The organism is Paenibacillus salivarius, from assembly GCF_051307165.1.
In the GTDB taxonomy this organism is placed as follows: Bacteria; Bacillota; Bacilli; order Paenibacillales; family Paenibacillaceae; genus Fontibacillus.
This window is the reverse complement of sequence record NZ_CP195592.1, coordinates 3886688-3902175: the sequence shown is the minus strand read 5'-3', so window position 1 is coordinate 3902175 and position 15488 is coordinate 3886688. Positions and strand designations below refer to the sequence as shown.

Annotated in this window: 12 protein-coding genes and 1 other annotated feature; of the genes, 11 read left to right on the top strand and 1 reads right to left on the bottom strand. The window is 53.8% G+C overall.

Annotated features, from left to right (window positions below):
- Positions 1-2: 2 nt before the first annotated feature.
- From ACSFXJ_RS18030 to argS, 9 genes are all read left to right on the top strand, one after another.
- Entirely contained in the window at positions 3-3647 is a 3645-nt protein-coding gene (locus tag ACSFXJ_RS18030) for a DNA polymerase III subunit alpha (RefSeq protein ID WP_435925798.1), read from the top strand.
- Between the two features lie 155 nt (positions 3648-3802).
- Entirely contained in the window at positions 3803-4291 is a 489-nt protein-coding gene (locus tag ACSFXJ_RS18025; RefSeq protein ID WP_435921799.1) for a phosphatidylglycerophosphatase A family protein, read from the top strand.
- Positions 4292-4570: 279 nt separating this feature from the next.
- Positions 4571-4759, top strand: coding sequence for a glutamate decarboxylase (locus ACSFXJ_RS18020; protein WP_435921798.1), 189 nt, complete (start codon positions 4571-4573; stop codon positions 4757-4759).
- Positions 4760-4845: 86 nt separating this feature from the next.
- Entirely contained in the window at positions 4846-5739 is an 894-nt protein-coding gene (accD, locus tag ACSFXJ_RS18015; protein WP_435921797.1) for an acetyl-CoA carboxylase, carboxyltransferase subunit beta, read from the top strand.
- A gap of 1 nt (position 5740) precedes the next feature.
- Positions 5741-6763 carry an acetyl-CoA carboxylase carboxyltransferase subunit alpha gene (locus tag ACSFXJ_RS18010; RefSeq protein ID WP_435921795.1) on the top strand — a complete coding sequence of 341 codons (1023 nt, stop codon included), beginning with the start codon at positions 5741-5743 and terminating at the stop codon, positions 6761-6763.
- 111 nt (positions 6764-6874) lie between these two features.
- Positions 6875-8296, top strand: a complete 1422-nt coding sequence (gene pyk / locus ACSFXJ_RS18005; RefSeq protein WP_435921794.1) for a pyruvate kinase — start codon at positions 6875-6877, stop codon at positions 8294-8296.
- 89 nt (positions 8297-8385) lie between these two features.
- On the top strand, positions 8386-8805 hold the full coding sequence (locus ACSFXJ_RS18000) for an acyl-CoA thioesterase (protein ID WP_435921793.1): 420 nt from the start codon (positions 8386-8388) through the stop codon (positions 8803-8805).
- Positions 8806-8864: 59 nt separating this feature from the next.
- Complete coding sequence (locus ACSFXJ_RS17995; protein ID WP_435921792.1) at positions 8865-9257, top strand: FxsA family protein; 393 nt, start codon at positions 8865-8867, stop codon at positions 9255-9257.
- Between the two features lie 241 nt (positions 9258-9498).
- Positions 9499-9728, top strand: a binding site (T-box leader).
- A gap of 53 nt (positions 9729-9781) precedes the next feature.
- Complete coding sequence (gene argS, locus ACSFXJ_RS17990; RefSeq protein ID WP_435921791.1) at positions 9782-11527, top strand: arginine--tRNA ligase; 1746 nt, start codon at positions 9782-9784, stop codon at positions 11525-11527.
- Between the two features lie 19 nt (positions 11528-11546).
- On the opposite strand, the gene ytvI is transcribed toward argS, so the two are convergent.
- Complete coding sequence (ytvI, locus tag ACSFXJ_RS17985) at positions 11547-12665, bottom strand: sporulation integral membrane protein YtvI (RefSeq protein WP_435921790.1); 1119 nt, start codon at positions 12663-12665, stop codon at positions 11547-11549.
- Between the two features lie 294 nt (positions 12666-12959).
- Here ytvI and ACSFXJ_RS17980 point away from each other — a divergent pair, with 294 nt between their 5' ends.
- Together ACSFXJ_RS17980 and icd are read left to right on the top strand one after the other, a co-directional pair.
- Complete coding sequence (locus ACSFXJ_RS17980; RefSeq protein WP_435921789.1) at positions 12960-14072, top strand: citrate/2-methylcitrate synthase; 1113 nt, start codon at positions 12960-12962, stop codon at positions 14070-14072.
- A 118-nt stretch (positions 14073-14190) separates the two neighbouring features.
- The gene (icd, locus tag ACSFXJ_RS17975) at positions 14191-15486 is read left to right on the top strand and encodes an NADP-dependent isocitrate dehydrogenase (protein ID WP_435921788.1); all 1296 of its coding nucleotides are present in this window, start codon (positions 14191-14193) and stop codon (positions 15484-15486) included.
- The last annotated feature ends 2 nt before the right edge of the window (positions 15487-15488 follow it).

Sequence of the window (15488 nt, the reverse complement as noted above, 5' to 3'; positions counted from 1 at the left end):
TGGTGGATAGCTTCGTTCATTTGCATGTACATAGTGAATACAGCCTTCTTGACGGCGCGGCCCGGCTGGAGGAACTGGTCGCCAAAGCGGCCGGATTCGGCATGAAATCGCTGGCGCTGACCGATCACGGCGTGATGTACGGAACGGTTCCTTTCTATAAATTGTGCAAGGCTCACGGGATCAAGCCGATTATCGGGTGTGAGATGTATTTTACCGCAGGGTCGCGAAAAGAGCGGGGCAGCCGTAAGGACCAGCCGATTCACCATTTAATCCTGTTGGCCAAAAATTTGACCGGATACCGGAACCTGATGAAGCTCTGCTCGATCGGCCATCTGGAAGGCTTTCATTACAAGCCGAGGATCGACTGGGAGGTGCTTGAGCGTCATAAGGAAGGCCTGGTTTGCCTGAGCGCCTGCCTGGGCGGAGAGGTGCCGCACCATTTGATGCACGGACGGCTGGAGGAGGCGAAACGCGCGGCGCTAAGATACCGGGACGCCTTCGGGGAGGATTTTTACCTGGAGCTGCAGGATCACGGCATGCCCGAACAGAAAAAGGTGAACCCGCTGCTTGTCGACCTTGCCCGGGAGACGGGGATCTCCCTTGTCGCCACGAACGACGTGCACTATCTGGGAGACGGCGACGCGGAGGTGCAGGACGTACTGATCTGCATCGGAACGGGCAAAACCGTCGATGACGAGGATCGCTTCAAAATCGGTACCAGCCAGCTTTATTTCAAAAGCGGCGAACAAATGACCGCCCTGTTCCCGCATCTCCCCGAGGCGATTGCGAATACGCAGGCGATCGCGGATAAATGCGTGCTGGAGCTGGAATTCGGAAACCATATTCTCCCCGCGTACCGGCCGATTCCGGAAGGCATGACCCCGGAAACGTACCTGGCCGAGCTCTGCGGTCAAGGGCTTGCCGAGCGGTACGGACACCTGGACGAATGGCAGGATGAGGCCGCGCGCGCCAGCCTGAAAGAGCGGCTCGATTATGAACTGAAGGTTATTGCGAACATGGGGTTTTCCGATTATTTTCTGATCGTTTGGGATTTTATCGCTTACGCGCACCGGAAAGGCATCGCCACCGGTCCGGGGCGGGGTTCCTCGGCGGGCAGCCTGGTTGCCTATGTCCTGCGGATCACCGATGTCGATCCGATGAAATATAATCTCCTGTTCGAACGGTTTCTTAACCCGGAGCGGATCACGATGCCGGATATCGACATCGATTTCAGCGACGAACGGCGCGACGAAGTGATCGATTATGTAGCGGATAAATACGGGCCGGAGCATGTGGCTCAGATCATTACGTTCGGAACGCTGGCCGCCCGCGCGGCCGTCCGCGATGTGGGGCGGGCGCTTAACGTGCCGTTCGGGGAGGTCGACAAGGTCGCCAAGCTCATTCCCGGCAATCTTGGGATGACGATCGAGCGGGCGTTGAACGAAAGCCCGGATCTGAAACAATTGTATGATTCGCAGCCCCGGATCAAAAGCTTGCTCGACATGGCGCGCAAGGTGGAAGGCATGCCGCGGCACGCTTCGACGCACGCCGCCGGGGTCGTGATTTCCCGCGACCCGCTTACGGATGCGGTTCCGCTGCAATCGGGCAGCGAGGGAACGGCGCTCACGCAGTATTCCATGGAGAATCTGGAATCGGTCGGCCTGCTCAAAATGGATTTCCTCGGGCTGCGCACGCTGTCCATTATCGAGCGCTGCATGCGCTGGATCAAGGAGGAAACCGGCGAAGAGCTCGACTTTCGGCGGATCGCCGATAACGACCCTTTGACTTATGAACTGCTGGGACACGGGGAGACGACAGGCGTATTCCAGCTGGAGTCCGCGGGATGCCGGCGGGTGCTGCGCGACCTGAAGCCGACGGCGTTCGAGGATGTGATCTCGGTCGTGGCATTGTACCGACCCGGACCGATGGAGTTCATCCCGAAATTTATCGAGGGCAAGCACGGGGATACGGCGGTGGAATATCCGCATGCCGATCTGGAACCCATTTTAAAGGATACGTACGGCATCATTGTTTACCAGGAGCAGATTATGCAAATCGCTTCGAGGATGGCCGGCTTTTCGCTCGGGGAAGCGGATTTGCTGAGAAGGGCGGTTTCGAAGAAGAAACGCGAGGTGCTGGACGAGCAACGGCAGCATTTTGTTTCCGGCAGCCTGGCCCAAGGATACGCCGAAGCGGACGCAAACGCGGTCTACGATATGATCGTGCGTTTCGCCAATTACGGATTTCCGCGCGCCCATGCCGCGGCATACGGCGTGCTGGCTTTCCAGACGGCTTATTTGAAGGCCCATTATCCGGTTCATTTTATGGCATCGATGCTGACGGCCGTCATGGGCAGCCACCGCAAAGTGGCGGAATACATTGTGGAATGCCGCCGCATGGGCATTAAGGTTCTGCCGCCGGACGTGAACGAGAGCGGGGTGCTTTTCACGCCTCAGGCGGAAGCTGGTACGGAGTCGGGGACGTTAGACGATATCGCGAACGCTCCGGACATGTCGGGCTCCGAAGGCACTTCGGCATCCTCCCCCGGCGTCATCCGCTTTGGCCTTGCGGCGATCAAGAACGTCGGCACCCAGGCGATGGAAAGCATTTTGCAGGAGCGCAAGGAGCGTCCGTTCGACAGCCTGCTCGATTTTTGCCGGCGCGTCGATTTGCGGGTTTGCAATAAACGGGTGATCGAATCCTTGATACAGGGTGGAGCGTTCGACAGCTTGCCGGGCCACCGCGCCCAATTGCTGGCCATGCTCGACGAGACGGTGGAGGCGGCTTTGAAATGGCGCAAAGAGCGGGATGATTTGCAAATCCAGCTGTTTGACTTTGTGGAGACCCCGAACTGGGATATCGAGTACCCCGAAATTCCGAAATTTACGGGGGCGCAGCAGCTGGAGCTGGAACGGGAGCTGCTCGGGCTTTACTTATCGGGCCATCCTCTGGACGATTACGACGAGCTGTTGGAACGGGAAAGCATCGACAGGCTGATGGATTTGGCCGAGGCCCCGGACGAGAGCAAGGCGATCGTCTGCGGGATGGTCGTCTCGGTGAAGGCGATCACGACCAAGAAGGGCAAGGCGATGGCCTTTTTGGAGCTTGAGGATCAGATCGAGCGCTGCGAGGTCGTGCTGTTCCCCGAGGTGTGGCGGCGCTGCTCGCCGCATGTCGCCAAGGGGGCTCTGCTTGCGCTCCGCGCCACCGTCCAGCAGCAGGAAGAAGGCTTCAAGCTGCTGGCCGATGAGGTGGCGCCGCTGAGCGCGCAGAGCCTGGCGCAGCTGAAGCGCGGCCTCGCCGCGCGCGCCGGCCGCGCTGCGGCCGTGCCGCCGGGAGCGGCGGCGGCGCCAGCCCGGCCCGCGCAAGGCACCGGCGGCAAGCCGGCCGGCCCCGGGCGCGGGCCGAAGACGCCTGCCGGGCAGCGCGTCTTCGTCAAAATCACGGCCGCGGCGGAGACCGCGCGCCTGCTGGAGCAGCTTAAAGCGCTGCTCGAAACGCATCACGGTCCGGTTCCGACCGTGCTGTTTTACGAAAGCTCCGGCAAGCTGCTCGCTCTGAGCGAGCGCTACAGCATCAAGCCTTCGCCGGAGCTGTTCGGGCAAATGGAGCAGTTGCTTGGCCCGGATACTGTTAAAGTCAAGTAAAGTGTGAACATTTTGATTCCTCCCGGCATAAAATTATGAACACGATAAGCAGTGCTACCAGTTGGACAAACGGCTAATTTGGGGCAGGGGCGGACCGAGGGACGGCAGAACCGGCCGGCCGCCAGGCTGATCGATCGGAACGGGAGGGGTCCACGATGTCATATGAACTAGCGACGGCTGAATTGCAAAAACGGGGAGTGTCACTGGAGGAAATCGCCGAAATCGTATATTCGCTCCAACTGCCCTATCACCAGGATTTAACCATGGATCAATGTTTGGAAAGCGTTATGGCGGTACTTCAAAAACGGGAAGTGCAATATACCTTGTTTACCGGTATTGCATTGGACCGGCTTGCAGAGCAAAAGCTGCTCCCCGAACCGCTTCAGGCCATATTGGAAGCGGATGAGCCGCTGTATGGGGTCGATGAGACGATGGCACTCGGCATCACCAGCGTTTTCGGCATGATCGGTTTGACGAGCTTCGGTTATTTGGACAAGGTCAAACCCGAGATCATCGGGAAGCTCAACAATAACGGAGAGCGCATCCACGTGTTTCTGGACGATCTCGTTGCGGGGCTTGCCGCCGCGGCATCGGCCCGGATCGCCCATCGAAACAGCAAGGCCGCTTTCTATTCCGCGGATTGATAATGCTGCTTTTCGTAGGGCGCCCCATGAACTTATGTCAATAGTCCTTCCAGATGCCTCCCAACCTCTCTTTTGTTGCGGTATTTTTGGAAATTATGTTATCATTACTCTATTGTAGAGGTAGTTCAAAAAGTCATCTTTTGATCACGAAGTCATATCAGAGACATATTCGGCATCGAATCTTGAATTCATCCGGGCCAACCGTGCTGAAGAAGAACCGACTTTTTGAACACAACATAATTGGGCTCAAATATGAGGTTAGGGGGCTTGTAAGAGGACATGTGGACTGTAATGTACATCGCGCCTACCGCCAAAGTTGCGGAAATGATCAAGACGAAACTCACCGAAGAAGGCTTCCTTGTCCAAACACGTCCTGTTAGCTTATCCAAACAGCAGTTTGAGATTCTAGTTCCTTCAGGTGAACTGGAAGAGGTTCAAGAGGTTCTTAATTCGATATTGCATCCATAAAGACAAGGAAATGAGCCGATTAAAGCCTATATTTCCTTGTCTTGCTGTGATGCGGCCATTACATTAACGGCTGAAGAGGTGTAGTTGTGTTTAAAGACTTATTTCAGAAAAAAAGAAAATACGCGACCATTCCTTCAGAACGTCTGGGAAGCGATCCGGGTTCTGAGCCGACAGAGCGGCCGAAGCGTGAAATTCCGGAAGGTCTGATGAACAAGTGCAGCCGTTGCGGCACCATACAATACAGCAAAGAACTGGAAAAAAACCTGAAAGTATGTCCTTCCTGCGGACATCATATGCGGTTAAATGCACTTGAGAGAATCCGGATGACGCTGGATGAAGGAAGCTTTATTGAATACGACGAGGATCTGGTTTCCGTCGATCCGCTCCAATTTCCGGGCTACGCCAACAAATTGGAACAGCAAAAACTGAAATCCGGACTTCGCGAAGCCGTCGTTACCGGTGAGGGGACGATCGGCGGATTTCCGACGGTCGTGGCCGTGATGAGCTTTGACTTTTTCACGGGCAGCATGGGATCCGTTGTCGGAGAGAAAATCACGCGCGCGATTGAAGCGGCTACGGAGAAAAAGCTGCCGATCATCATTTTTTCGACCTCGGGCGGAGCGCGAATGCAGGAAAGTATTTTAAGTCTGATGCAAATGGCCAAGACGAGCGCGGCGCTTGCGCGCCTGGACGAGCAGGGTGGGCTTTATATTTCGGTCATTACGGACCCGACCACAGGGGGCGTATCGGCCAGCTTTGCCATGCTCGGCGACGTCATTATCGCCGAACCCGGCGCGGTGTTCGGTTTTGCCGGCAGAATCGTGATCGAGCAGACGATCCGCCAAAAGCTTCCCGACGACTTCCAGACGGCGGAATTCAACTTGCAGCATGGTCAGCTGGACATGGTCGTTCACCGCAAAGAAATGCGAGCCACGCTTTCGCAATTGCTAGATTTGCACGGTTTGAAGGGAGGAGTTTAGGATGGCAGGCGAATTGCCTTTTGAGTCGCCTCTCGTGAAGCTCCGCGAGAAGATTAAGGAACTTGAACAGTTCGGCATTGAGAAGGGGATCGATTTTAACGAAGAAATCGCCCGGCTGGAGGAGCGCTACAAACAGTTGGAGGACGAGATCTACAGCAACATTTCCCCTTCACAGAAAATGCACCTTGCACGGCACCACCAGCGGCCCACTTCGCTTGATCTGATCGCCTTGATTTTCGAAGAATTCATCGAGCTGCACGGCGATCGCGTATTTGGAGACGATCTTGCGGTCGTAGGCGGATTGGCCAAGCTGAACGGCGCGCCGGTTACGGTGCTTGGACAGCAGCGCGGCAAGGATACGAAGGACAATATCGCGCGCTTTTTCGGCAGCGCCCATCCGGAAGGGTTCCGCAAGGCGCTCAGATTGATGCGGCAGGCCGACAAATTCGGACGTCCGATCATTACGTTTATCGATACGAAAGGCGCTTATCCGGGGATCACGGCAGAGGAAAGAGGACAGTCCGAAGCGATCGCCCGCAATTTGCTGGAGATGGCGAAGCTGCGCGTGCCGGTGGTCTGCGTCGTCATCGGCGAAGGCGGCAGCGGCGGCGCGCTTGCGCTAGGCGTCGGCAACCGCGTGCTGATGCTGGAGCATGCCATCTATTCCGTCATCTCTCCGAACGGAGCGGCTTCCATTCTGTGGAAGGATGCTTCCAAGGCGGATCAGGCGGCTGAAGCGATGAAAATCACCGCCCAGGACCTGCTCGAAATGGAAGTCATCGAGGAGATTATTCCGGAGCCCCGGGGTGGAGCCCACCGGGATTACGAGGCGGTTGCCGCGTCGATCAAGGACGGAATCCTCCGTCACTTGGAACAGTTGTCCTTGATGAATCCAGACGAGCTTGTGCTGGACCGGTACCAAAAATTCCGCAAAATCGGAGAGTTCGAAAGCGCGGCGGCCGAAATCGAGGCCGTCCAAACGGGAGAACTTTCCAAAGATTCCACTTTAGTTGGAAATGAGTAAGCTTACTGTGTCAATATGACAAACTTCCTATACAAAACAGAGAAACTGTAGTAAATTTAATTGTTGGAAAAGATGTATAGAGAGAACTAATTTAAACGGAGGAAACCCAAAATGCGCAAAACAAAAATCGTATGTACTATCGGTCCTTCCAGTGAATCGTTAGAGAACACCAAGAAACTGATCATGGCCGGAATGAACGTCGCTCGCCTGAACTTCTCCCACGGAGATTTTGAGGAGCATGGCAACCGGATCAAAACGATCCGCCAAGCGAGCGAAGAGCTGGGGAAATCAATCGCCATACTGCTGGACACGAAAGGTCCTGAAATCCGCACCGGCAAATTGAAGGAAGAACCGATCGAACTCGTGCAAGACGAATTCATCACTTTGACCACAGAGGAAATCCTCGGTGACAAAGACCGCCTCTCCATCACTTACAAAGATCTTCCTGGAGACGTGGAAGTCGGTTCGACCATTCTGATCGATGACGGTTTGATCGGATTGACCGTAGTGGACATTCAAGGAACGGAGATCAAATGCCGTATCGTAAACGGCGGAACGATCAAGAGCAAGAAAGGCGTAAACGTACCCGGCGTAGCGATTTCCCTGCCAGGCATCACCGAAAAAGACGCTAACGATATCAAATTCGGGATCGAACAAGGCATCGATTTCATTGCGGCTTCCTTCGTTCGTAAAGCCAGCGACGTGCTTGAAATCCGTGAGTTGCTGGAACGCAATAATGCGACTCATATTCAGATCATCTCCAAAATCGAGAACCAACAAGGTGTCGACAATTTGGATGAAATCCTGGAAGTTTCCGACGGCCTGATGGTTGCCCGCGGCGACCTTGGCGTGGAAATTCCTGCCGAAGACGTGCCTCTGGTTCAAAAACGCATGATCGAAAAATGTAACCGCGCCGGCAAGCCGGTCATTACGGCTACGCAAATGCTGGATTCGATGCAGCGTAACCCAAGACCTACGCGCGCCGAAGCGAGTGACGTAGCGAACGCGATTTTTGACGGCACGGATGCGATCATGTTGTCCGGGGAAACGGCAGCAGGGAAATATCCTGTCGAATCCGTACTGACCATGTCCCGCATTGCCGAAAAAGCGGAATCCGCGTTGGAATACCATGAAATTTTCCTGAAACAAAGCAATGCTCAACAAACGACCGTTACCGAAGCGATCAGCCAATCGGTGGCTAACTCCGCTCTGGAATTGAACGCGAAAGCGATCATCACTTCCACGGAAACCGGCTATACCGCTCGCATGGTATCCAAATATCGTCCGAAAGCTCCGATCATCGCCGTGACGACCGAAGATCAAACGCTTCGTCGCCTTGCCTTGAACTGGGGCGTGAATCCGGTGAAAGGTCAAGTGGCTACCTCCACGGACGAAATGTTCGATAACGCGATGAAAGGCGGCCTTGATTCCGGTCTCGTCAAAGAAGGCGATCTCGTCGTGATCACTGCAGGTATTCCGCTGGGCCGTTCCGGTTCGACGAACCTGATTAAGATCGGGCAAGTTCGTAAATAATATTTTTAAAGAATATTCTGAAAGCAATGGGGTCCCGGTCACGGGTCCGCCATTGCTTTTTTTCACAGTATAAATAAAGGGTGATTTCTTTGCATATCAGTGAAATGGAGATTAAGCCGAAATATTTCGAATTTGATATGATGGGTATTATATACCACGCCCATTATCTCGGATGGTTTGAAGCCGGGCGAACGAAATTGATCGAGGAACTGGGCTTCAATTACATCGATATGGAACAAGCGGGTTACATATCGCCTGTGCAGGAAATGAACGTGACCTACAAAAAAGGGATTCGTTACGGCGATGAAGTGCTGCTGCGCACCTGGATCAAGAGCAACGGCGGCGTCAAAACCGAATACGGGTACGAGGTGCGGAACGGCGAAGGCGAGCTTTGCGTGGAGGGAACATCCGTCCATTATGTGGTCAGACGGGACGATTTCAAGCCGGTTCAATTCAAAAAGACGTTTCCGGATTGGTACGCGGCTTTCGATCAGGCGAGCAAACTTTGATTCTCGCAAATCAAAACGGTACAATTAAGAGGATGCTGGAGACAAAAGGAGTTATCTTTATGCGTAAATGGATTGCCGTTTTGATTGTTGTGGTACCGATCATCGAATTTTGGGGGTACGTGGAGGTTGCGGAAAGACTGGGCGTCGGTAAAACGATCTTCCTGACTTTGGCCACCTCGATTATCGGCGGATTGATGATGCAGTTTGAGGGGCGCAAAGTGCTGGCGGATGCGAAAGCGCAAATGGTCGGGCAAACGGTTCCTGGCCGGATGATGATCGACGGCATGTGTATATTCGGAGGAGGCATTTTGCTGCTGATCCCGGGGTTTGTGACCGATATTATCGGATTTATCTTGGTATTCCCGTTGACAAGACCCCTCTGCAGGGCGCTCTTGACCAAGTGGATCGGCAAGAAAATCAAGGACGGCACGATCACGTTTTTCAGACGTTGACATTTTGCCCGTTTTTCGTTATAAATGCGTTAAGCCATTTTTTGAGTTTTAGATTTTATTTAATGATTGTTCAAAAAAGTCGGCTTTTCAGCACCGAGAAGGTTGGATGAAGGAGGGAGTGAGGAGCGGAGCGTAGGCAAAACCTACGTGAGCACCGGAGCGACCGACTGAATTCAAGATTCGATGTCGAATAGTCCTTCAGTGCAACTTCGTGATCAAAAGACGAATTTTTGAACTACCTATAAATTCGATGAACGGGGTAGTAGTTTGCGGGTATCCTTTACAGCGAGCCGGGGCGGTGGAAGCCGGTATGGAGCCGTGAATGAATCGGGCCCGGGAGATGGTTGGCCGAACCGGAGGATCAAAGTAGGCTAACCCGGCAACCGGCCGTTATCCGGATGAAAGCGGCCGAATCGTCGGATTCGGCACTTAGAGTGGCACCGCGGGAACTGAAAGTCTCTCGTCTCTTATATGGAGATGGGAGGCTTTTTTGCATTATTTAATTTGAAAGGAGCGTCATATCCATGGAACATTTCAAAAAGACGATCGCGGCGGCCCTTGCGCCGCTGCTTCCCGGAATCGGGGAAGCGGAAATCCGGGAAATGCTGGAGACTCCTCCGGACGATGCGATGGGTGATCTGTCGCTGCCCTGTTTTAAACTGAGCAAAAGGCTGAAGAAATCCCCGGCGGCGATCTCGGATGAACTGGAGAAAGGCCTCAAGGGGACTGAGAACGGCACGGAGATCATTGCACGCACGGGGTCCGTATCCGGTTACTTGAATTTTTATTTGAAGCCGGAAGAGATTTGTCGTCAAGTCATGACCGCGATTCTTGAAAAGGGGGAACGGTTCGGATCTCAAGCTTTGGGTGAAGGCAAGACCGTGGTGATCGACTTTTCCTCGCCGAATATCGCTAAGCCGTTCCATGTCGGACATCTTCGTTCGACCGTGATCGGAAACGCGCTTTACCGCATTTTTTCGTTTCTCGGTTACCGCAGCATCGGCATTAATCATCTCGGGGACTGGGGAACGCAGTTCGGGAAATTGATCACCGCCTATTTACGCTGGGGGGACGAAGGAAAGTTGGCCGAAGGCTCCATCGATGAACTGCTGAATTTGTATGTCCGTTTCCATGAGGAGGCGGAGCAGGATCCCGGTCTGAAAGACGAGGCGAGAGCCTGGTTCGCCAAAATGGAGCAGGGCGATCCCGAAGCGTTGAAGCTGTGGAGAGAATTCGTGGATTTGAGCATGGCGGAGTTTGACAAAATTTACGACTTACTCGGCGTGCGCTTCGATTACGTCACCGGGGAGAGCTTTTATAATGACCGGATCGAACCGGTGGTCCGTACGTTAAGAGAGAAGGAGCTGCTTGTGGAGGACCAGGGAGCATGGCTCGTTCGGTTGGACGAATATGATATGGCACCCGCATTAATGCTGAAGCAGGACGGCAGCTCGCTGTACCATACGCGCGACGTTGCGGCGGCGATTTACCGGAAGGAGACGTATCGTTTTGACAAAGCCGTTTACGTGACGGATTACTCTCAAAGCCTGCATTTTCGCCAGTGGTTCAAGGTCGTGGAATTGATGGGTTATGCGTGGGCGAACGAGCTGGTCCACGTCCCGTTCGGCCGTGTCAGCCTGGAAGGGGCCAGCTTGTCTACCCGCAAAGGGAATGTCGTTAAGCTGGAAGATTTGCTGAATCAGGCGATTCAAAAAATCGAAGCCATCATCGATGAAAAAAATCCGGAGCTGGAGAACAAGCGCGAAGTGGCGAAGCAGGTAGGCGTCGGTGCGGTCATTTTCAATGATTTGAGCGGAAACCGGATCAAGGATATCGATTTTTCCTGGGAGGATGCGCTCAGTTTTGAAGGCGAGACCGGCCCCTATGTTCAATATACGAACGCCCGGGCGTGCAGTTTGCTGGCTAAAGGAGATGAAGCCTTCCGGAAAGAGGCCGGCGTGGAGGAGAAGATGGAACGGGAATTTCATCCGGAATTATGCGGAGAGGATGCTGAGTTCAAGCTGGTCAAGCAGCTGTCCCGGTTCGAAGAAGTCGTCGCTCAGGCCGCGGCAAAGCTTGAACCTTCGCTCATTGCGCGTTACCTCGTGGATACGGCCCAGGCGTTCAACCGGTTTTATCACCATTGCCCGATTTTAGCGGCAGACACCCAAGATTTGCGCGTATTCAGGCTGGCATTAACCCGGTGTACGCAAATTACGCTCCAAAACGGGCTGAAGCTGATCGGCCTTGCGGCACCGGAACGAATATAAAGAAAAGCTGCGGTGATCTTCACCGCAGCTTTCCGTTTATGATGTAATTGCGAAGATCCATGATCACGCCCGCCCGGGCGAGCGCCCCGAAGACGACGAGGGAAACCGGCCCGATGATTAAGCCGAGCACCCCGAACAGCTTCAGGCCGACGAACATGGAGATCAAGGTCGGCAGAGGTTCGAGCCCGACGCTGGTGGCCAGCACCTTCGGCTCGATTAGCTGCCTCGCTACGAGAATGATGCCGTATAAGACCGACAACCCGATGGCAAGGCTCGATTCCCCGGACATAAAGGCGTAAATCAGCCAAGGAACCATAATGGTGCCGACGCCCAGATAAGGCAGCAGATCCACGATTCCGATCAAGAGGGCGTAGGTGAAGGCCGAATCGACTTGCAGGATCAGCAGCCCGACAAGGACGATCAGCGCGGTAATCGATATCATGATGAATTGGGCACGAAGAAACCCGAACAACGCCTTTTGCAAATCGGTCCATACCGCGGCCGCGCTTTTGCGAAACGGCAAAGGGATCAGTCCCGATAAAAAGGACATGTTCCTGTCCCAGCTATTGCTGATAAAAAAAGCCGCCAGCAGGATGACGATCAGGATGAGGCCGACGTTCGGCAGCGAAGTAAGCAGGTTCACGATCCCGGTAAGGAGGCCGCTTAACAGATTGGACAGCGCCGAGCTGATCGTTGACGCCGTATGGTCTATATTTTTGTTGATCGTATTACCGTAGCCGGGATTATCCGCGATAAAGCGGTTGATTTCATTAATAATATTTTGAATGCCTTCGCTTTGCGTCCACTCGACGAACCAATCCCGCCATTTTTCAATGTGAAGGTCCAGCGATTCCGCGAGAATGATCAATTCTTTGACGAGCCGGGTGACGGCCGCCGACAGGATGATGCCTGCGGCACCGACGTAAAAACCGAGAGAAGCCGTGACGGCCAGCCATCTGGGCAGCCTGACGGCGGACTGGAGCAGGCGGACGAGCGGATTCATCCAATAAGCGATCAGCCAGGCGATCAGGAACGGATAGAGAAGCGGCAGCAGCCAATAGAAAGCTAACGCCAGCAAAATCAGGGATGCGCATACCCAGCCGCCGCGAAGCAGACGCTTCGTTAATACATGATCCACTCGGCATTCTCCCTTTCGGACAGGTCTTTTTTCTACCCTATTAAATGGATATCCGATGTATTCCGAAATTGGGAAAATACTTCTAATGCCACAAATGAAGTTTGAATATGTGACTTTTGTCGTTGCGAACGTAAGCGGTTACAAAAAATCTTTTATCACGGTGATAAACCATTTTGATATAAGAGAACGGGCGAATTGGGTTCCCTTGCTTTCTAAAATCCAGTATCATTAAAATTGAAAATGTTTTCATTGGCTTGTTTGGCTCATTATTCGTTTCCAAAGGAGAGATATACTATGACAGCTACCAAAGGACTGGAAGGTATTGTCGCGGCGACTTCATCGATCAGTTCCATTCACGACGGGGTTCTCGCATATCGCGGGATTAATATTGACGACCTGGCGGAGCGGGCGAGCTATGAAGAAACTGCTTTTTTGCTTTGGTACGGCAAGCTGCCTACCAAAACGGAATTGGCGACTCTCCAGGAGCAGCTCTGCGAGTATGCACCGGTTCCGGACCGCGTTCTGGAACAAATGAAGCTGTATCCGGCAGACGCCAATACGATGGCAGTCCTGCGTACGGCTGTTTCCGCTCTTGCTTTGTATGATGAACGGGCGAACGACAACTCCAGAGAAGGCAACCAGCAAAAAGCGATCAAATTGCAGGCTCAGCTTCCTACCTTGATCGGGGCTTATGCCCGGATTCGGGAAGGAAAGGAACCCGTCGCCCCGTTAACGGGGGTGTCGCTGGCACATAACTTCCTTTATATGCTTTCCGGCGAAGAGCCGGATCCGGTTGCGGTAAGCGCGCTTGATCAAGCGTTGGTGCTGCATGCGGATCACGAGCTGAACGCGTCCACGTTTTCCGCGCGCGTGACGATCGCGACGCTCTCGGACATTTACTCCGGCATCACTTCGGCGATCGGAACGCTCAAGGGACCGCTTCATGGTGGAGCCAATGAAGCCGTGGCTCAAATGCTGACGGAAATCGGCACGCTGGAGCAAGCGGAACCTTATATTCGTCAGAAGCTTGCCAACAAGGAGAAAATCATGGGCTTCGGCCATCGGGTCTACAAGAACGGAGATCCGCGGGCGAAGCATCTGCAAAAGATGTCCCGCAAGCTCGGCCTGATGAAAGGCGACACTACGCTTTATGACATCTCGGTGAAAGTGGAGGAGCTCGTGACGGGCCAAAAAGGATTGAAGCCGAACGTGGACTTCTATTCGGCGTCCGTTTATACGATGCTCGGCATCCCGAAAGATCTGTTTACCCCGATTTTTGCGATCAGCCGTCTTTCCGGCTGGACGGCGCACATTCTCGAACAGCTTGACGACAACCGTATCATCCGTCCTCGCGCCGAATATACGGGACCGACCAATCAACAATACATTCCGATCGATCTCCGATAAAACAAATTAAATGTAAAACGACGGCGCCCGGGAAACCGGGTTGCCGTTTGTGATACAATGAATTCCGTAACGGAATTCGCGCCGTAATCATGATATAACAAGGAGGAAACCAAACAATATGTTGAAATTGGAAAAATTCAGTCTTCCGACCGAAGGTGACAAAATCACGATCGACAACGGCAAGCTTCAGGTGCCGAACAACCCGATCATCCCGTTTATCGAAGGCGACGGCACGGGCCGCGACATTTGGAAAGCGTCCAAGCGGGTATTGGATGCGGCCGTAGAGAAGGCTTACGGCGGCCAGAAGAAAATCGCATGGTACGAAGTGTTCGCGGGTGAGAAAGCCTACAATACATACGGAGAGTGGCTTCCGGCCGATACGCTGACAGCCATCCGCGAGTATATTGTAGCGATCAAAGGACCTCTGACTACGCCGATCGGCGGCGGTATCCGTTCCCTGAACGTGGCGCTGCGCCAAGAGCTTGACCTGTACGTATGTCTTCGTCCTGTTCGTTACTTCGACGGCGTACCTTCGCCGGTAAAACGTCCGGACCTCGTCGATATGGTTATTTTCCGGGAAAATACGGAAGACATCTATGCGGGGATCGAATACAAGGAAGGTTCCGAGGAAGTCAAGAAAGTGCTTCAGTTCCTTCAAAACGAAATGGGCGTCAAAAAAATCCGTTTCCCGGAAACGTCGGGCATCGGCATCAAGCCGGTTTCGGAGGAAGGCTCGAAACGCCTGGTTCGCGCCGCTGTGGAATATGCCATCAAACACGGCCGCAAGAGCGTTACGCTTGTGCATAAAGGAAATATCATGAAATTTACCGAAGGCGCGTTCAAAAACTGGGGCTACGAAGTGGCCGAAGCCGAATTCGGCGATAAGGTGTTCACTTGGGCCGAGTACGACCGGATCAAGGAAGAGTCCGGCGCGGACGCAGCCAACAAGGCGCAAAAAGATGCGCAGGATGCCGGCAAAATCATCATCAAGGATGCGATTGCCGATATCGCGCTCCAGCAGGTGTTGACGCGTCCGACCGACTTCGACGTGATCGCCACGCTTAACCTCAACGGCGACTACTTGTCCGACGCTTTGGCTGCGCAAGTCGGCGGGATCGGGATCGCTCCGGGGGCAAACATCAACTATGTGACCGGACATGCGATCTTCGAAGCGACGCACGGCACGGCTCCGAAATACGCGGATCTCGACGTGGTCAACCCGGGTTCGGTCATTTTGTCCGGCGTTATGCTGCTTGAGCATTTGGGCTGGCAGGAAGCTGCAGACCTCATTTATAAAGGGTTGGAAACATCGATCAACAACAAAACCGTCACCTACGATTTTGCCCGCCTAATGGAAGGCGCGACCGAAGTGAAATGCTCCGAGTTCGCCGATCAAGTTATCAAAAATATGTAGGG

Coding starts and splice junctions, on each gene's coding strand:
- ACSFXJ_RS18025 (WP_435921799.1), top strand. CDS start 3,803: ATGTCATATGAACTAGCGACGGCTGAATTGCAAAAACGGGGAGTGTCA.
- ACSFXJ_RS18020 (WP_435921798.1), top strand. CDS start 4,571: ATGTGGACTGTAATGTACATCGCGCCTACCGCCAAAGTTGCGGAAATG.
- pyk (WP_435921794.1), top strand. CDS start 6,875: ATGCGCAAAACAAAAATCGTATGTACTATCGGTCCTTCCAGTGAATCG.
- ACSFXJ_RS18010 (WP_435921795.1), top strand. CDS start 5,741: ATGGCAGGCGAATTGCCTTTTGAGTCGCCTCTCGTGAAGCTCCGCGAG.
- ACSFXJ_RS17980 (WP_435921789.1), top strand. CDS start 12,960: ATGACAGCTACCAAAGGACTGGAAGGTATTGTCGCGGCGACTTCATCG.
- argS (WP_435921791.1), top strand. CDS start 9,782: ATGGAACATTTCAAAAAGACGATCGCGGCGGCCCTTGCGCCGCTGCTT.
- icd (WP_435921788.1), top strand. CDS start 14,191: ATGTTGAAATTGGAAAAATTCAGTCTTCCGACCGAAGGTGACAAAATC.
- ACSFXJ_RS17995 (WP_435921792.1), top strand. CDS start 8,865: ATGCGTAAATGGATTGCCGTTTTGATTGTTGTGGTACCGATCATCGAA.